16 protein-coding genes and 1 pseudogene are annotated in these 18,279 nt (G+C 62.4%); 13 read left to right on the forward strand and 4 right to left on the reverse strand.

Annotation, left to right across the window (positions count from 1 at the left end):
• Positions 1-122: 122 nt before the first annotated feature.
• The gene (locus FAZ95_RS19610) at positions 123-743 is read left to right on the forward strand and encodes a TetR/AcrR family transcriptional regulator (protein WP_137333967.1); all 621 of its coding nucleotides are present in this window, start codon (positions 123-125) and stop codon (positions 741-743) included.
• Between the two features lie 30 nt (positions 744-773).
• On the forward strand, positions 774-1,334 hold the full coding sequence (locus FAZ95_RS19615; protein ID WP_137333968.1) for a DUF1415 domain-containing protein: 561 nt from the start codon (positions 774-776) through the stop codon (positions 1,332-1,334).
• Here FAZ95_RS19615 and FAZ95_RS19620 read toward each other — a convergent pair.
• The gene (locus FAZ95_RS19620) at positions 1,321-2,157 is read right to left on the reverse strand and encodes a class I SAM-dependent methyltransferase (RefSeq protein WP_137333969.1); all 837 of its coding nucleotides are present in this window, start codon (positions 2,155-2,157) and stop codon (positions 1,321-1,323) included. The genes FAZ95_RS19615 and FAZ95_RS19620 overlap by 14 nt on opposite strands.
• Positions 2,158-2,576: 419 nt before the next feature.
• Here FAZ95_RS19620 and FAZ95_RS19625 point away from each other — a divergent pair, with 419 nt between their 5' ends.
• Positions 2,577-2,897, forward strand: a complete 321-nt coding sequence (locus FAZ95_RS19625; RefSeq protein WP_137333970.1) for a type II toxin-antitoxin system HicA family toxin — start codon at positions 2,577-2,579, stop codon at positions 2,895-2,897.
• A gap of 97 nt (positions 2,898-2,994) precedes the next feature.
• Here FAZ95_RS19625 and FAZ95_RS19630 read toward each other — a convergent pair whose 3' ends face one another.
• Positions 2,995-3,207 (reverse strand): DUF1059 domain-containing protein, encoded by a 213-nt coding sequence (locus FAZ95_RS19630; protein WP_137333971.1) that lies wholly within the window; start codon positions 3,205-3,207, stop codon positions 2,995-2,997.
• A gap of 175 nt (positions 3,208-3,382) precedes the next feature.
• On the opposite strand from FAZ95_RS19630, the gene FAZ95_RS19635 reads away from it, so the two are divergent.
• Positions 3,383-4,663: a TIGR03862 family flavoprotein gene (locus tag FAZ95_RS19635; RefSeq protein ID WP_137333972.1), complete on the forward strand. Its 1,281-nt coding sequence runs from the start codon at positions 3,383-3,385 to the stop codon at positions 4,661-4,663.
• A gap of 3 nt (positions 4,664-4,666) precedes the next feature.
• Here the strand turns inward: FAZ95_RS19635 and FAZ95_RS19640 are convergent, their stop codons facing one another.
• A complete protein-coding gene (locus FAZ95_RS19640; protein WP_137333973.1) occupies positions 4,667-5,797 on the reverse strand; it encodes a methyltransferase in 1,131 nt (376 codons plus the stop codon).
• On the reverse strand, positions 5,794-8,814 hold the full coding sequence (locus FAZ95_RS19645; RefSeq protein ID WP_137333974.1) for an ATP-binding protein: 3,021 nt from the start codon (positions 8,812-8,814) through the stop codon (positions 5,794-5,796). Before FAZ95_RS19645 ends, FAZ95_RS19640 begins: the two co-directional genes overlap by 4 nt.
• A 308-nt stretch (positions 8,815-9,122) precedes the next feature.
• Between FAZ95_RS19645 and FAZ95_RS19650 the strand changes: the two genes are divergently transcribed.
• The 9 genes and pseudogenes from FAZ95_RS19650 to FAZ95_RS19690 all read left to right on the forward strand — a co-directional run bounded on the left by FAZ95_RS19650 (position 9,123) and on the right by FAZ95_RS19690 (position 18,252).
• Positions 9,123-9,794, forward strand: coding sequence for a response regulator (locus FAZ95_RS19650; RefSeq protein WP_137333975.1), 672 nt, complete (start codon positions 9,123-9,125; stop codon positions 9,792-9,794).
• A gap of 361 nt (positions 9,795-10,155) precedes the next feature.
• Positions 10,156-10,872 (forward strand): LuxR C-terminal-related transcriptional regulator, encoded by a 717-nt coding sequence (locus FAZ95_RS19655; protein ID WP_137333976.1) that lies wholly within the window; start codon positions 10,156-10,158, stop codon positions 10,870-10,872.
• 343 nt (positions 10,873-11,215) lie between these two features.
• Entirely contained in the window at positions 11,216-11,776 is a 561-nt protein-coding gene (locus FAZ95_RS19660) for a fimbrial protein (RefSeq protein WP_137333977.1), read from the forward strand.
• A 98-nt stretch (positions 11,777-11,874) separates the two neighbouring features.
• Positions 11,875-12,639 carry a fimbria/pilus periplasmic chaperone gene (locus FAZ95_RS19665; protein WP_137333978.1) on the forward strand — a complete coding sequence of 255 codons (765 nt, stop codon included), beginning with the start codon at positions 11,875-11,877 and terminating at the stop codon, positions 12,637-12,639.
• Between the two features lie 167 nt (positions 12,640-12,806).
• Positions 12,807-15,476, forward strand: a complete 2,670-nt coding sequence (locus tag FAZ95_RS19670; protein WP_137333979.1) for a fimbria/pilus outer membrane usher protein — start codon at positions 12,807-12,809, stop codon at positions 15,474-15,476.
• Positions 15,477-15,496: 20 nt separating this feature from the next.
• Positions 15,497-16,447, forward strand: coding sequence for a fimbrial protein (locus FAZ95_RS19675; RefSeq protein WP_137333980.1), 951 nt, complete (start codon positions 15,497-15,499; stop codon positions 16,445-16,447).
• A gap of 123 nt (positions 16,448-16,570) precedes the next feature.
• Positions 16,571-16,734, forward strand: a pseudogene (locus FAZ95_RS19680) (IS3 family transposase); the annotation flags it as partial.
• Between the two features lie 259 nt (positions 16,735-16,993).
• The gene (locus FAZ95_RS19685; RefSeq protein ID WP_137333981.1) at positions 16,994-17,635 is read left to right on the forward strand and encodes a response regulator; all 642 of its coding nucleotides are present in this window, start codon (positions 16,994-16,996) and stop codon (positions 17,633-17,635) included.
• A gap of 224 nt (positions 17,636-17,859) precedes the next feature.
• Positions 17,860-18,252, forward strand: coding sequence for a fimbrial protein (locus tag FAZ95_RS19690; RefSeq protein WP_175425651.1), 393 nt, complete (start codon positions 17,860-17,862; stop codon positions 18,250-18,252).
• Positions 18,253-18,279 lie beyond the last annotated feature (27 nt).

Below are 18,279 nucleotides of genomic sequence, written 5' to 3' on the forward strand. Positions count from 1 at the left end.
ATCGGTAACAATCTGAGTTGCGATGCTAGTTACCGATCGGTAACATGTCAAGCGATCACCCTGCGACGCGGACGGCTATCCGCGTCGCATCAAGCACTTCCCGTACTCAAGCAGGAGCCAGCGTGACTCGAACCGCTACCGATAAATCCGCCACGACGCCCGCACGCGCCCACACCGCGGGCTCCGAGGCGCAAGCGCAACTGCTGCGCGCTGCCAGCGAGCTGTTCTACCGGGAAGGCGTGCGGGCGGTCGGCGTCGATGCCGTGGTCGAACGGGCGGGCGTCAACAAGATGAGCCTGTACCGGCAGTTTTCGTCGAAGGACGATCTCGTCGTCGCGTATCTGGAGCAGTCCGACGTGAGGTTTTTCCGCCGCTTCGAGCACAGCATCGCGAAGCACCCCGGCGATCCGGTCCGCCAGCTCACGCAGTATTTCGAGGATTTGTGCGCGCGCGCGTCCGTCGAGGACTATCGCGGGTGCCCGTTCGTCAACGTGTCGGCGGAGTTTCCCGACGCGTCGCACCCGGCGCGGCTAGTCGTATCGCGCAACAAGGCGAAGCTGATGGCGCGGCTCGCGGAGATCGCCACGCAAGCCGGCGCGGATGACCCGCAAGCGTTGGCAGACGCGCTCGCGCTGTTGATCGAGGGGGTCTACGCAGCGAGCCAGACAGTCGGCCCCGGATGCGGGCCGATCAAGGCAGCGCCGCGCGTGGCGGCGCAACTGGTCGCGGCGGCGTGCGCTTAGAATGCACGGTTTCGATTGACCCAACGAACCATGCCGACGTCCGCCGACTCTCACGACCCCATCCTCGCCGCCACGCGCCACTGGCTGACGCGCGCGGTGATCGGGCTGAACCTGTGCCCGTTCGCGAAGAGCGTGCATGTGAAAAATCAGATCCGCTACGCAATCAGCGAAGCGACGGACATGGAAGGCGTATTGACGGATCTCGAAGCCGAGCTGAACGCGCTGGCGAGCGCCGATCCCGAGCAGATCGACACGACGCTCGTCATCTTCCCGCACGCGCTCGCCGATTTTCTCGACTTCAACGATTGTCTGTTTTTTGCAGACCGTTTGCTCAAGCAAATGCGGCTCGAAGGCACCTTGCAGATCGCGAGCTTCCACCCGCAGTATCAGTTCGAAGGCACCGAACCCGACGACATCGAGAACTACACGAACCGCGCGCCGTATCCGATCCTGCATCTGCTGCGCGAGTCGAGCATCGAGCGCGCGGTCGACGCGTTCCCCGACGCCGCCGATATCTACGAACGCAATCAGGAAACGCTGCGCCGCCTGGGTCACGACGGCTGGCGGGAATGGATGCTCAAGCCGGAGTAAAAAACCGCTCCCGCAACTCCTCGAGCCCAAGCGTGCCGAGCACTTCCCCCAGCCGCTCCGCCGGACGCCGCCGCGGCAGGTCCTTGTACTGCGCGATGATCAGCTCGTTCTTCATCGAGTGCTCCCAGCCGACGAGCTCCGTGACACTCACCTGATAGCCGTGCGCTTCGAGCTGCAGGCAGCGCAGCACGTTCGTGATCTGACTGCCGAATTCGCGCGTATGCAGCGGATGGCGCCAGATCTCGGTCAGCGCATTGCCGAGCGACTTCCCCTTGTTCTTGCGCAGCACACCCGCCACTTCCGCCTGGCAGCACGGCACGAGCACGATGAACTGCGCGCGCTTTTCGAGCGCGAAACGGATGGCGTCGTCGGTTGCGGTATTGCAGGCGTGCAGCGCGGTGACGATATCGATCGTCGCCGGCAGGCGATCCGAAGCGATCGATTCCGCCACCGACAAGTTCAAAAACGACATCCCCTTGAACCCGAGCCGTGCGGCCAGCTCGGTCGACTTCGCGACCAGCTCCTCGCGCGTTTCGATTCCATAGATGTGCGAAGAACCGTCGCCGGGCTGTTCCTTGAAGAACAGGTCGTAAAGGATAAAGCCCAGGTAGGACTTACCCGCGCCGTGGTCGATCAGCGAGACGTGACCCTGCTTTTGCTGGACCTCCGCGAGCAGCGGTTCGATGAACTGGAACAGGTGGTAGACCTGCTTGAGCTTGCGGCGGCTGTCCTGATTCATCTTGCCGTCGCGCGTCAGGATATGCAGTTCCTTGAGCAGCTCGATCGACTGATTCGGGCGGATTTCGTGGGTTTTGTTGGACATCGTGCAGACGCTAGGCGGCAAGTCGCACCCATACGTGCGAAAGCCTACAGAAGAAGAGAAACAATCGCGTCAGTTTACCGAAAAGCGCGCCGGACGACGCTTCGTACCCGCGTGCAAACCCGACAGACGGAATGGAACGCTTCATGCATATCGCTCACGCAAGCAGTCGCACATATAAACGAGGCTCGCTCGACACGCAAAAAACGCACGGCACAGGGAGACAACACGGGGACAGGTCGCGGCAAAGCGGCGCCACGCGGCAAGGCGCACAATGACAGCAAGCTCGCGACGAACTCGATCGTACCGGAGGTGCGCCATTGGCGCCGTAACGCGACCGCACACGTTACGTAACTCGATCATGCATGGCGCGGCGCGCTGGATCGCCGCGCGATACCCAAGTTGACGAAAGGACGACAGCGATGGCTACGATACCTAACGGAGACGCGGAGCAACAGTTTCAGGAGATGCTCGCCAAACTGCTGGCGACACCGTCCTGGTCCGAGAAACAGCAACTCGAGCTCGAAATGGCGCGCGACATTTCGATCGAGATGCTGCGTCTTGCCGAACTGATGCGCGACGGAGACGCCGGGCTCGAAAACTGCCTCACACTGCTCAAATACGCCAAGGTGATGGATTTCATTTTGACGACGCTCGCGTCGAGACGCGAGATCAAACCGCAAACGCTACGCGTCATCTTCAAGCTGGCCGGACTCAAGGTGGACGAGGCTTACCCCGGCTGAACGCGGGCCAGCGCAGGCCGCGCTTCTGCGCGGGTCTGCGCTTCCACGAAACGAGCCTGACTGCGGTGTCACGTCGCGCGGCGGCCCTCAAGCGCCCTCAAGCGCTGCGCGGGGCGTCGATCGGCGGCGTGCCATCATGAAAGAGCGACTTGAGTTGCGTCCGCAACTCAGGCGAATCGGCATGTTTGTGTACCGCAACCGCGTGCTGCACGGCGGCCTCCAGCAACTCGCCCTCCGAATCCGCGGATAGCGCGACCGAGCAGTCCATTTCGCTCGGAAATTCGCGGCAGTCGATGTACTTGCGGGTCATGGCGCTCTCCTCGTCATCGGAAAGGGTATTGAAAGAGTATAGGGCCCGGATTGCGGATTGAAAGGCCGCGATGTGACAATAGCGGCCCCGCCTGCCGGCTCTCGCGCGCGATCGATTGGCTGATCGGCGACGCGCGCCTGGGGCCGGCCCAGCTTGGTTTTCCGATCCGCACCGCATGTCCGTTCAACACACTGAATCCCCTTTTGTCGCCGTCGTCGGCGCCGGTCCTGCCGGGCTGATGGCCGCCGAGGTCCTGTCGCGCGCCGGCGTGCGCGTCGACGTCTTCGACGCGATGCCGTCTGCCGGGCGCAAGTTTCTGCTGGCCGGCATCGGCGGGATGAACATCACGCATTCCGAACCGCTCGACGCCTTCGTCGGCCGCTACGGCGCGCGGCGCGCTACGCTCGCGCCGCTCATCGACCGCTTCGGCCCCGTGGCACTGCGCGAATGGGTGCATGGACTCGGGATCGGGACGTTCGTCGGCAGCTCGGGCCGCGTGTTTCCGACCGAGATGAAGGCCGCGCCGTTGCTGCGCGCGTGGCTGCATCGGCTGCGTGAAGCGGGCGTGCGGCTGCATATGCGGCACCGGTGGATCGGCTGGAACGATGCGCCTTCGCGCGAAGCGCCTCATACGCTGCGCTTCGACACGCCCGAAGGCGAGCGCATCGTGCAAGCCGATGCCGTCGTGCTCGCGACAGGCGGTGGAAGCTGGCCGCGTCTTGGCTCCGACGGCGCGTGGGTGCCGCTCTTGGAAGCGCGCGGCGTGGAAGTGGCGCCGCTCAAGCCGTCGAATTGCGGATTCGACGCGAACTGGAGCGCGTTTTTTCAGGAACGCTTCGCCGGGCAGCCGGTGAAATCGGTCGCGATCGGGCTCGTGTCCGGCGACGATGGCGACGCGCCGCCATTCCGCCAGGGCGAGTTCATCGTCACGCAGACAGGCATCGAGGGCAGTCTCGTCTACGCGCTGTCGGCGCCGATCCGCGATGCGATCGCGGCCGACGGCGAGGTCACGATATGGCTCGACCTCGCGCCCGGATGGAGCGCCCAGCGCGTCGCCGACGAGCTGATGCGCCCGCGCGGCGCGCGCTCGATGTCGAGCCATCTGCAAAGCAAGCTGCACATCACGGGCGTGAAGCTCGGACTGCTGCGCGAGTGCTTGTCGAAAGACGCGTTCGCCGATCTCGAGCGGCTTGCGCGAGCGATCAAGGCACTGCCGCTGCGGCTCACGGGCGTCAAGCCGATAGACGAGGCGATCAGCAGCGCAGGCGGCGTCGCGTTCGAAGCGCTCGACGCGAACTTGATGGCCGAGCGCCTGCCCGGCGTGTTCTGCGCGGGCGAGATGCTCGATTGGGAGGCGCCGACCGGCGGGTATCTGCTGACTGCGTGCTTTGCGAGCGGTGCGGCGGCTGGGTGCGGGGTGCTTGAGTTTCTGGCGCAGGCGCGCGCGACTGATTAGATCTCACTTCACCTTCAATCGCCACAACGACGTCACTTCCGCGACCCGCGCCTGATAAAGCGGATCGCTCGCATCGGACGCCTTCGGATGCTTCGGCTTGATATCGTCGCGGCCCGCGACTCGCAGGCCCGCCGCCTCGATCATCGCAAGCAGCGCATCGCGCGAGCGCAAGCCGAGATGCTCCGCGAAGTCCGACATGATCAGCCAGCCCTCGCCGTTCGGCTCGAGATGCGCCGCGAGGCCATCGAGAAAGCCGCGCAGCATGCGGCTATCGGGGTCATAAACAGCTCGTTCGATCGGCGAGCTCGGCCGCGCGGGCAGCCAGGGCGGATTGCAGATGACGAGCGGCGCACGGCCTTCCGGAAAGAGATCGGCCTCGCGGAGTTCGACCTGCGACTGAAGACCCAGCCGCGAGAGATTCTCGCGAGCACAGGCGAGCGCGCGGAGGTCTTGATCGGTCGCGACGATGCGCTTCACGCCGCGCTTCGCGAGCAAGGCAGCCAGCACGCCCGTACCCGTGCCGATATCGAACGCAAGCGCTTGCGAAGGCAGCGGCGCCTTGGCGACCAAGTCGACATACTCGCCGCGCACCGGCGAAAACACTCCGTAGTGCGGGTGAATGCGCTCGCCATCGAGCGCCGGAATCTCGACGCCCTTCTTGCGCCACTCATGCGCGCCGATCAAACCGAGCAGCTCTCGCAGCGATACGACCGACGGTTCCTCACCTTCGCCATACGCTTCCGAGCACGCCTCGTGCACGTCCGGCGCGCGGCGCAGATCGATCGAGTAATCGGCTTGCAGCGGAATCAGCAGCATGCCGAGCGTGCGCGCGCGTTGCGACTGCGCTTGGCGGTGGAGATTGAACGCGTCGAGCGGAGACGTCGCGGCTTTGCGCGGCTTGCGATCGGCGCGCCGCGACATCGCCTGCAGCAATTGGCGCGCGTTCTGAAAGTCGCCGCGCCACAGCAGCGCGATGCCTTCGCAGGCTTGGCGATAGGCGGCGTCGGCGGTGGTGCGGTCGTCGGCGATCGTCACGCGCTTGGGCGGCGGATTGCCGGCCTCGGAGCGCCAGCGGGCGGTATGGGTGGTGCCGGCGGCGGGGTCTGTCCAGGTGAGGATGGGGAAGTCGGTCACGGGTCGAGCGTCGTGGTGGTGTTGGATTGGGCCGGGTGCATCGAATCTCTCGCTTCCTTCGCGCCGGCAATTTTCTCGAGTGCGGAGGAAAGGCGCTGCTTCAGTTCGGCGAGCGCCTGCTGCATCTCGCCGGCCGCGGCATCCGGCTCGCCGGCGAGCAGCGTCTCCAGCCGCACGCACGCTTCGACGACGTCTCCCATGTGAAGCATCGCAAACCCGCCCTTGATCGAATGGACCCGCGACGACACGTTTTCCCAGTCGCCCTGCGCCATCGCCGCGGTCAATTCCTCGAGCGATGCCGTGGTCTGCCGCTCGAGCGTGATGCGCAACCTGTCGGGCAATGAAGCGGCCAGCCCCTCCGCCGGGTTGTCGACGGCAGCTGCCGCTTTCGGGTCGGCCGCGAGCCTCAGGTAGCGCCGCACGGCGGATTCGATCGACGCGAGCGACATCGGCTTGAGCAGGACACCCGACATCCCCGACTCGCGAAAGCGCTGCGAATCCGCCGCCGTGACATCGGCCGTGATGGCGAGGATGGGCGTGCGCGACCCTTGATTGCGTACGCATCGAGCGAACGTATAGCCATCCATCACCGGCATGCCGAGATCGGAGAGTACGAGATCGTAGTGCCGCTCGTTGAACTTGCTCAGCGCGACCAGACCGTTCTCCACGATATCGCTCGTATAGCCGAGCGCATCGAGCTGGTCGCGGATCAGCTCGCGATTCACCTCGTCGTCTTCCGCCACCAGCAGATGAATGCCGCGTGTGTCGGTTCCTTCGTCTGCCGTCTGCGGCTCGATATCGCGCTCGGACACCGCATCGTCGCCAGGCAAAAGCGGCAGCGTCACCGAGAAGGTGCTGCCGTGACCCTCCCTGCTGTCCACGTCGATCGCGCCCCCCATGGCCTCGACCATTCGTTTGCAGAGCGCAAGCCCCAGCCCCGTCCCACCGTAGCGGCGTGTGATCGACACGTCGACCTGATCGAAGGCATCGAAGACGCGCGCCTGATGTTCCGCCGGAATGCCGATTCCCGTATCCATCACGCGTATCACGAGCGGCGGCATCGCGTTGCCTTCGCCTGAGCCCACATCGATCGACACGCTTCCCCGCTCCGTGAACTTGATGGCGTTCCCAAGCAGATTCACGAGGATCTGGCGAATCCGCCCCGGGTCGCCGATGTAATACCGGGGCAGCGCAGCGTCGATCGCACAGGTCAGTGTCAGCCCTTTACGCTGCGAGAGCGGCATGAACATCGCCATCGTCTCCCGGACCAGTTCCGCCGCGTCGAAGCGGATCGAATCGATGGTGATCTCGCCGGCTTCCACTTTCGAGAATTCGAGGATGTCGTTGATGATCTGCAGCAATGCCCGCGACGAAGACGCGACGGTGCGGACTCGCGCAGCAACCGGCGCGGCCTGCGGCAACCGTTCGAGTAGTTCGAGATGCCCCAGGATCGCATTCAGCGGCGTGCGGATTTCGTGACTCATTGACGCGAGAAACGCGCTCTTCGCCGCGTTCGCGCTGTCCGCCGCCGTGCGCGCGGCGGTCAACTGCCGTGCGAGCTGCCGCTCGGCCGTGACGTCCGACAGCGCCGCCACGATCACCGGCTGCCCCTGGTAATACGACGGGGTCAGTTTCGCGGCAATGTCGATCGTGGCGCCTTCCACGGTGGGCAGGCGAAGCTCGACATCGGAGGTCATCGTTGCACGGTCGCGCGACGCCTGGAAAACCGCAGGCGCCTGCTGCATGAGCACGTCGCCTATCGGGGCGGCTCCTCCCGTCGCGACGCGCCTGTCGAGCGCCTGCATATGCGCGCTTTCCAGCAACACGGTGCGGTTGTTTGCGTTGACGAGCGCGAGCCCGACCGGCGCGGTTTCGATTAGCGTGCGGCTCAGATGTTCGCTGTCGAATACCCGCTCCGAGCGTTCGAACAGCGGGACGAGAATCTTGCGGTTGAACAGAAGGACAAAGACCCACAACAGCAGGACGGCCAGGCCCGTCACGATGGCCGGTCCCGCGATCTCCCCCGCCACGCGGGACGCAATGACCCGGCCCGGCAGCGAATAGACCAGCGTCCAGCTGGTTTGGCCGAGCGGCGCGCAGATCAATAGCCCGCCATCATGGAACGTATCCGCGACACCGTGCGCCGACGCCCCAGGGGCCCGGCAGTGCGCCGTCACGTAGGCTTTCGCCGATGGATTCAACTGACCGGACGCACTGCTCGTCACCGGCTCAGAGCCCTCGTCCAGGATCCAGTAGGCGCCGGAAAAAGTACCCGGATCCAGTCGTTCCAGCAGGCGATCCGGACTAATCTGGCCGGCTACTACGCCGAACGGGCGGCCATTAACGCTAACGGGCGAGAGGATGCGAAGCAGGGATTTCCCGCTGAGCGGGTCGATCTGCGGACGCAGCCATCGCAGTTCGCGGGTGCCGCCCCGCCGCGCAGCGGTCCTTGGGGCGAGGTCCGCCAGCCCAGCCGCGTAGTAGCCCGACAGGCGCGCCGTATCGGCGATGACGGCTTGCACTTGCGGGTTGGCAAGATCGGGCAACGGGCTGATAGCCACTGTCGAGGCGGAAGGCGTCACGAGGTAGCCGCCGAGCCCCCACCGAAGCCCGACTGCGTCGTTCATCGTCTTCACCAGATTGCCGCCCGAGCCTGCGGTGCCCTTCGCGATGGCAAGGAATCGGCCGATCTCCTCGCCGGACCCGCCGCCCTCGCGAGAAAGCTGGAGAACCAATGAACCGCTGGAATCGGGCCCCGCAGGGAATGCCAACCGTCCGCCTTGCGCCTCGAATGTCCTCACGTCGCCGGCATCGCCTCCGCCGGCGCGCTTCGACGCGGTCTCGACACCGGCAGCCCCGATGCGGACACGGGTTTCGCTCGCCCAGACGATGTCCATGACGCGTCCCCAATCGCGCTGGAACGTCTGCCGCTCGTCATTCAGATCCTCGCGGACATACCCGACGAGACTCAGCGCAAAAGCCAGCAGAATAAAGAAAGTGAGAACCGCCGATCCCACGAACAGAATCGTCCGCTGATGGATTCGGAAGCGCGCGAGCAGTTTCGCTGAAGGCGATGGGCGCATGGCTGAAGAATATCGGGTTGATCCTTGCCGTCGATCGGGACGCGCTTCGGCTGCTCGCGAGGCGAGCAGCCTTGAATAGAGCGCCTAGTCGGGGCGTGACAGCCTGGCGACCGGTATCCAGTTTTCTACGGACAACACGTCCTGGGATGGTGCACAATTGCTGCCCTGACACATATTGAGACGAAGTTTCGGGCTTTCGGGCCCTGAATCCATAAGCAGCGTATAAGTATAACGGGCGGAAAATGAACACCAGTGACCGGTTTTCGATCAAAATCGCGATCGCCGACGACCATCCTACGGTCCTGGGTGGGCTTGTTCATGTGCTGACACCGGTCAGCACGATACAGATCGTCGCGACCTGCCAGAACGCGAGCGAACTGATCGCCGCGCTCCGGACCCAGCCCTGCGACGTGGTCGTTTCCGATTATGCAATGCCCGGCTCCCAACAGAGCGACGGACTCGCGCTCTTCGAGTACCTGCTGCGCCATTTTCCGAAAATCCGCATCGTCGTGCTCACGGTCATGGACAGTCCGGCCGTCATACGGGCGCTCACGACGGCCGGCGTGACCTGCATTCTGAGCAAGTCCGACGCAACCGGCCACATCATCACGGCCATTCATAGCAGCTTCGCCGGCGGCTCCTATCTGTCACCCACCATCGAGCAGGTGCTGAAAAACGCCGAGAAGGTCGGCGTCGAGCAGCCGCTGTCGCCGCGCGAGCTGGAAGTCGTGCGATTGTTCGCGTCGGGACTAACGATGACGGACATTGCCACCCGGCTGCATCGCTCCAAACAAACTGTCAGTACGCAGAAGACCACGGCGATGCGAAAGCTCGGCGTGGCCAACGATGTCGAACTCATCCACTATGCAATCGAAAGCGGGCTGATCGCTTCCACGGCCGCTAAGGAAGATTAAGCGCCCACGCCGGTTTCTCCACGAGGACGTCCGTTCCTCGAGCCGGCTGAGCAGCGCCATCGCGACGTCTCCGCGACTTGCCGCCGCTCATATCGGACTAGTCCGATCGAAAAGGCGGGATCTGGCGTACTAGTCCTATGCCGATTTGCTCGTAATACTTGTAAACTTACCTCTCTCTCAAATCTCTTACGTGGTTGGCCCTCGGGTTAAAACACCCTTGGGCGCAGTTCAATGCCGCGCCTACATTGATGGAAAAGGCGCCGTAGCTGGTCGCGCCGACGTTTGCCAGCTTGCCGAAGTGCCCGCGGAGCCTTGCCCCAACCCCATGCCGCGAGCCACATCAATCAACGGATACCATTGCATGAACCGCTTTTCCATCCGCGTTGCCATTGCCGACGACCACCCCGCGCTTCAAGTCGGACTTCAAGAAGTCCTAAGAAATACGGGGGAAATAGAAGTCGTCGGAATCTGCCGAAACTCCACCGATCTCGTTGATCTGTTGCGACACGTCGCATGCGATGTCGTTATCAGCGAATACTCGATACCCAGTGGCAAATACCGTGACGGCCTGGAACTCTTCGGATTTCTACGTCGAAATTTTTCTGAGATCGGAATCGTCGTCCTGACGACGATCACCAATCCCGCCATGATGCGGACCCTCGCGTCCCAGGACCATCTCTCCGTCGTCAGCAAGGCTGATACGATCAATCACATTATCACCGCGATTTACGCCACCTTTGCGGGCACAAAGTACAATTCGCCGACCATCCGGTCGATTGCATCGTGTATGCATGCCAGCTCAATCGATGTGGTTGCTGAACTGTCTCCGAGAGAAATCGAGGTGATGAGGCTCTTTGCATCCGGCAACACCATCACCGATATTGCGGCCTACTTGAAGCGTAGCAAGCAGACCATCAGTTCGCACAAGCGAAGCGCAATGCGCAAGGTCGGCGCTTCAAACGATATCGAGCTGCTTTCATTTATATTGAACGGGCAGGTTGGGATCTCGCCGCTGGACGCTCAGCCGGAAGGCGTCGATTCCGTCGGTGCCATACTGCAGGATTGCGACGCGACGTGATTAGAACGCTCCCGCACCTTTCTCCGCACCTGTAATTCCCCAAGCGGAGCGGAATAACCAGCCGCTCACGCGCTCGTCAAAATCGGCTACCTCGAAGCATTCTCCGATTCCGCAAGCCTCGAAGGGGGCATTAATGTCCCCTTCGGTTTGCGGGACGACTGCTCTCAGCGATCTAGTACAAGTACGAATCCAGGTGGCCGCATTTCGGCATATTCCAATATCGCGGCGGAATCATAGCTGAGACAATCTTTTCGACGGTCGCACTAAATAACGCTGCGATCATCTAGCACTCCTCGTGAGTTAATTTTTCCACGCAACACACGACGTAAAAGGTACAGAAAATATGAACCTCAAATTCAATCGCATCGCCCAAACGTTGGCAGCCCTAACTGCTGTCGCATCGGCTCCCGCAGCAATGGCAGCGGATGGCACGATCACCTTCACCGGTACGTTGAATGCCACCACTTGCACGATCACCGCAGGCGGTGGCGGAACCGGCACGAAAAACATTGCGGTGGAAATGCCGACCGTCTCGGCCAGCTCACTGTCGGCATCCGGCGACACTGCCGGGTTGAAGCCGTTTTCGATCAAGCTGAGCGGCTGCACGGGCGATGCCACCTCCGTCGCGACCCACTTTGAGAACAGCGGCAAGGTCGACCAGACAACCAACCGGCTTAAACTCGACACGGGCACCGGTGCAGCAGAAAACGTTCAAATCGAACTTTTGAACAAGGACAGGAGCCAGATCAAGATCGCCGCAACCTCGGGAAATCAGGAGTCGCAAAAGGTGGCTCTCACTGGCGGCGGCGCCCAACTGGACTACCACGCCCGGTACGTTGCCACTGGCGTGGCGAAAGCGGGTTCGGTTAACACGAGCATCGCGTATTCGCTCGAATACCAGTAAGCCAACAGACTGCCGGACCAGCGTTGCGGTCCGGCACACACACCAGGCGGCTCGGCTTGTGAGGGCCGCCTGGCCAATCCACCAGACAGGAAAAGCAAATGAGTCGCTGGATACCCAAAGTGCTCGCCATGCTGGCTCTGAACGCAATCGTTCTGGTCGGCCAGGCCCAGGCAAGTGTAGTGATCGCCGGTACGCGCGTCATTTTTTCGGGCGCCAACCGCGAAGTGAGCGTCAAACTCGACAACGACGGCAAGACGCCTGCACTCGTCCAGACCTGGATTGATACGGGCGACGCAAAGGCCGCTCCCGGGTCGATCAAGGTGCCCTTCGTCCTGACGCCATCGATGTTCCGCCTCGATCCGGGCAAGGGTCAGACAGTGCGCATGGTCTATACCGGCGAACCGCTGCCTGCGGACAGGGAATCCCTGTTCTGGCTGAACGTCCTCGAGATTCCCCCCAAGGTGCAGGATAGCGATGAAGCGAACAAGATTCAGCTAGCGTTTCGTACCCGCATCAAGGTGATGTATCGGCCGGCCGGACTGCCCGGAAACGCAGGCGAGGCCCACTCCCAACTGAAGTGGGAAATCGTGCACCGCGACGGCGCCAAAGGCTACGAACTCGCCGTGTCGAATCCCGGCCCATACGTCGTGAACCTGGGCAGCATCGAGCTTGATGTGGCCGGCCATAAGTACGAGATCGACCCCAAGTTTATTCCGGCGAAAGACTCGGCTTACTTTCCGGTTCCCGGTCTCTCCGCGGCCCCTGCGAACGGCGCCACCGTGACGTACAGCAGCATCGACGACTGGGGGCTCATCAATCCGGCAACGCCGGTCAAGGTCACTAGCAGCGACACCCCCCACTGAGGCGCACCACGTGCCCAGGCGGTTGACCTCCTAGTACGTCCCCGCTTCAACCATCCGTTCCTGCTGGCGCTGAACGCGCCCGGCAGGCGGGTGTTCGTCCGCTGCCCGACCGCACAGGGCAGCGGACGAACACCCGCGTATCACTCAAAAAACATTACAGGATCACTATGACGTTGCCTTCTCGCCACGGCAGCCTCGACGTCGGCCTGGTGCCGCGATTCGACCCGCTCTATCTGGCCATACTGTCCGCGCTTATGTTCTGGCAAGCGCCGGCGTGTGCCGCCCCCGAAAGCCAGAACGAACCGGCGGAGCACTCGAGCACCCAATCCGACGACGTCGAGTTCGACAACACTTTCCTCTCGCCCAATGGCGGCGGCAACGTCGATCTTTCCCGTTTCGCGAAGGGCAACGTCGTCCTGCCGGGCGAATACAGCGTCGACATCTACCTCAACGGCAATAACGTCGCGCGCACACCGGTGTTGTTCCGCGCCGTTGCCGGCCAGAAAAACGCGCAGCCCTGCTTCAATGCAGCACTCCTGCAGAGTCTCGGTGTCGATCTGCAAAAGCTGCCGGTCGACATGCAGAACCAGCTCAAGGCGAGCGACGCGTGCGTGGCGCTGCCCCAGGCGATCACGGATGCGACCGTCGCATTCGACTTCGGCGATCAGCGTCTCTCGGTCAGCATCCCGCAAAACGTGCTGCGCAGGACGCCGCGCGGTTACGTCAGCCCGGATCAGTGGAATGCCGGTGTCACCACCGGCATGCTGAACTACAACGCGAACGTGTACGCCACCCGCAATCCGGGCGGCGTCTCGACGTCGCAAGGCTATGCCTCGCTGACGGCGGGCCTCAACTTGGGCGGCTGGCATTTCCGGCACCAGGGCTCGTTCAGCTGGGCGAACACCGGCGGCAGCCAGTATCAGAACATCGCCACCTACGTGCAGCGCGATCTGCCTTCGCTCGCGTCTCAGCTCACGATCGGCGAAGCCTATACCAGCGGCGACCTGTTCGATTCCACCGCGTTCCGGGGCGTCCAGCTCGGGACGGACGACCGCATGCTGCCGGACTCGATGCGCGGCTATGCACCGGTCGTGCGCGGCATCGCCAACAGCAATGCGCAGGTCACGATTACCCAGGGTGGCCGCAAGATCTATGAGACGACGGTTGCGCCCGGGGCTTTCGAGATCGACGATCTGTATCCCACCGGCTTTGGCGGCGACCTGCATGTTTCGGTCAAGGAAGCCGACGGCTCGGTCCACAGTTTCTCGGTGCCGTATGCCGCCGTCCCCCTCGCATTGCGTCCCGGCTTGCACCGGTACAACTTCGTGATCGGCACGGTCCGCATGGCCCAAAGCAACGCCAACCCGGTGTTCGCGCAAGGCACGTGGCAGCAGGGCATCACCAACCTGATCACCGGCTACGGCGGCATGACGGCGGCTGAGGGTTACATCTCGGCCATGCTCGGTACCGCGCTCAACACGCCGATCGGCTCGGTCGGGCTGGATGTCACGCAAGCGATGACCTCCATTCCCGGCGCGCAGATCTACGGCGCGCAGCGCTACAACGGCACCAGTATGCGGGTCAGCTACTCGAAGTCGATTCCGCAAACGTCCACCGATATCGCCATTGCCGCGTACCGCTACTCGACCGGCGGCTTCTTTTCGCTCACCGACGCGATGCAGACGCGCGAAGCCATGGCGAACGGCGGTGCAGTGAGCAACGTCATGCGGCAACGCAACCGCGCCTCGGTCTCGGTCAACCAGGTGCTCGGCGAGAGAGCCGGGACTTTCGGCATGGCACTGTCGGGCAGCACCTACTGGAACCGCTCCGGCTCGGACCTGAGTTATAGCGTGGCGTACTCGAACGCCTTTCGCGATATCAACTACCAGCTTTCGGTGATGCGCGAAAGATCGAGCTTCGGTAGCACGAACACGACGTATTACGCGAACGTCAGCATTCCGCTGGGCAAGTCGAACTCGGTCATGTCTTCTTCCAGCCTGACCCGCGACACCAGCGGACGCACCCAGGCGCAGACGACGCTGTCGGGCAGCGCCGGGGCCGACAACACGCTGTATTACAGCGCGACGGCCAACTATGCGAATCAAAGCAGCAGCAGAGCGACGACCGATGGAAGCGGCTCGATCGTGTATCGCGCGCCGTACGCGGTATTGAGCGCGAGCGCCGGTGCAGGCCGGGGCTACCAGCAGGCATCGATCGGCGTGCAAGGCGGGGTGGTCGCGCATCCGGGCGGCATCACGCTGGCGCAACCGCTGTCGGACACGTTCGGCGTCGTCGAAGTGCCGGGCGCCGAAGGCGCACGTGTTCTCAATTCGCCTGGGGTACGGGTGGACAGTCGCGGCTACGCGGTCGTCCCTTCGCTCACGCCGTATTCGATGAATGCCGTCGAACTCGATCCGACCGGGCTTCCGCTCGACGTGGAGTTGAAGACCACCTCGCAGCAGGTTGCGCCCCATGCGGGAGCCGTGCCGTTGCTCAAGTTCCAGACCGACCTCGGCCGCACGGCGTTGATCACGGTCCGCCAGGCTAACGGCGAGGCCCTGCCGTTCGGCGCCGAAGTGCTCGACGAATCCGGCAAGGAGGTCGGCGTCGTGGGCCAGGGCGACCGGATCCTCGCTCGCGGACTCGAGAACGAGGGCACCCTGACCGTGCGCTGGAACGACAAGGCCGATACGTCATGCACCATGCCGTACAAACTGGGCGCGGCGAAAGACAGCAAGTCCACGCAGGGATACCAGCAGATCGAAACGAGCTGCCGGATTTCATTGCCAACTAATCAAGCTGCGGAGAATACCGTGGGCAAGCCGCTTCAGAATTGAGCGGCAAGGGGTCATCCAACATGAACAACTTGCTTTCTATTGCGGTATTGGTCGCCACTTCGCTCACGCGGATGGCCCTTCTCCGATGGGCCAGAAACGGCCTCGCTGCCGTGGGACTCCTGGCTGCGTTTTCGTCGCCGGCATCTGCCGCTTCGTTCACCATGTTCGGGTCGTCGATTGTCGTACCTTCACGGCCCGCAGCTGGCACGATCGTCGCGCGCGACTATCTCACGACGCAACAAGTGTGCGGCGCAGCGCAATGTTCGTTAGGTGGTGGGACCCTGAGTTTGTACCCTAACGGCGGTAGCTCATCGGTGACGGGGCCGGATATCAGTACCAATATCCCCGGTCTCAATACTCGAATACTCTTCAATGGGGTAGCGCAGAGGGGTGGCATGATAAATATGACGATTACTGCCCCCGTTGAGGTTCAGTTGGTCGCCACGGGATCGACGATCTCCAGCGGTTCTTTGGCCGGGACGGCCAGTTCTCCCGAGTACTTCATTTATGCTAATGATTATCTCAGGATCAGTCTTTCAGCAAAGGTCACGGTCGTCGATGGAACCTGCTCGGTTCCGAACCAGACCATCACGCTACTGCCAACGAGTTCGACAAAATTCACGGGCGTCGGCAACAGCCAGGGCACACAGAGTTTCAACCTGAACTTCACTAATTGCCCCGCGGGGTTCAACCGGGTGGGCTACAGCCTTGTACCGGTCGGCAGCGAAACGACGGTCCCGGGCGCATTGCCGCTCAGCACCGGCTCGACCGCGACAGGCGCTCGCATACGGGTTGCCAACGCAAGCGGCAATCCCGTGACATTCAACACATCGATCCCACTCACAGCCTATAGCCAGGCCACCGGTGGTTCGTATTCCGTTCCGTACCAGGCGTCGTATGTCCAGACGGGAACGAGCGTCAAACCAGGCACAGTGAACGGCCAAATGCAGGTGCTGCTCGACTATCAATAGGGGGCATCGGGGGGCGTCGAAACAATCTGCAAGTCACTTCGAATTCATGCGGCCAGGCAGCCAGCATGAATCGAATTCCTGGCTTCAGACCCACATGAGCCCCCCATTGCCTCGCATTGCACGCGCCGCTTTCCGGCCGGCAAGGCACGCGTGGAGCGCCTGACGTGCGAGCACGGCGTCCGGGCCGCGCCACGGCCGTTTCCAGGCACAAGCTCCCGGTCGCGCCGAATCTGTTGAACCGGGAGTTCGCGCCGGCTGCGCCGAATCATGTCTTACGTAGTCCTATTCGTACACGATCAAGGTTAATGCCCTACGGCATCGCCGCGCAAACACGGCGTGCCTTATCCAGCGGGTAGTTCAAATATTGCGCGGCCGCAAGCGCCTGCGCAACAGAAACCGCAAACCAGGACTAGTCTCATCCCGATCGATGTCAAAACCGTGCCTGTCAGAAGTCCGGAGCCCGACGATTCAGGTAGATTCCACTCATGTGTCACGGCCTCTCACTCACGGCGACAACCGGTCGCCTGCAGATCCACGAAAACGGACATGAAAATCATAATAACGGTTGCCGACAACCATCCAACACTGATCGTCGGCATCAAACATGAACTCGCCGGCATCCCGACCCTGGATGTCGCCGGCACAGCGTGCAACTCGACCGAGATCGTCAATCTACTGTCGAGCGTGTCGTGCGGCATCCTGATTATCGACTACGCGATGCCAGGCGACGAATTCGGCGACGGCATGGCGCTGCTGTCGTTCCTGCGGCAGCGCTATCAGGACGTCCGGATCATCGTCTTCACGTCACTCGGCAATCCGGCGACGGCGGCCGGGATCGCGCGACCGGGTATCCAGTCGGTACTCGATAAAGTCGCCGAGATCGGCCATCTGTTCTCGGCCATTCATGCCGGCGCGACCGGCATGGAGCAGCCGAAGGCCCCGCACAACAGCCGGAGCCTCCCCAATCCGGTCTCGGCGGCCGAATTGACGAGACGCGAGGCAGAAGTCGTGCGGCTGTACACATCGGGCATGTCCATCAACGAAATCGCCGCGCTGATGAAGCGCACGAAACAGACCATCAGCTCGCAGAAAATGAGTGCCATGCACAAGCTCGGCATCGAGCGTGATGCCGAGCTATTCCGGTTCGCTTACGAAACCGGGCTTGCGGGCGCGGCGCCCTGGGACTAGTACGAATTCAGGCGGCGCATTTCGGCATATTCCAATATCGCGACGGAATAATAACTGCTTCAATATTATTTGCAGTCCGCATTAGATGCTATTGCGCCTCACTGTCACGCCTCATTCCCCATTTATAAATCCCGTTATGCCACACACACCGCAAAAGGCACGAAAAATATGAAGCTCAAATTCAATCGCCTCATCCAGGCATTGACAGTCCTGACTGCTGGACGGTGAAGCTGCCGTCCCTTTCGCCCGCCGCACTGCCCTCCGCCGGCGCTGTTGCGGGGACTACGCCGTTTTCGATCATCCTGACCGGCTGTACGGGCACCGCCAGCACAGTGCAGACCTTCTTTGAGAACGGCTCTTTGGTCGACCAGGCAAACGGTCGGCTCAACATCACCACCGCTTCCACTGCAGAGAACGTTCAAATCGCACTTTTGAACGATTCGCAGACCATGATGGTGGTCGGCGGCCCTGATGGGACCCAGAAATCGCAGTCGGTGAGTATCAATAAAAACGACGGCCCGACCACGCTGAACTACTTTGCGCAGTACTACGCCACAGGCGCGGCGTCACCTGGCACGGTGAACTCGAACGTTTCGTATTCGCTGATCTACCAGTAAGCCAGGCCTTCCAAGCCACAAAAACAA

It is taken from the genome of Trinickia violacea, from assembly GCF_005280735.1.
Classification (GTDB): Bacteria; Pseudomonadota; Gammaproteobacteria; order Burkholderiales; family Burkholderiaceae; genus Trinickia_A; species Trinickia_A violacea.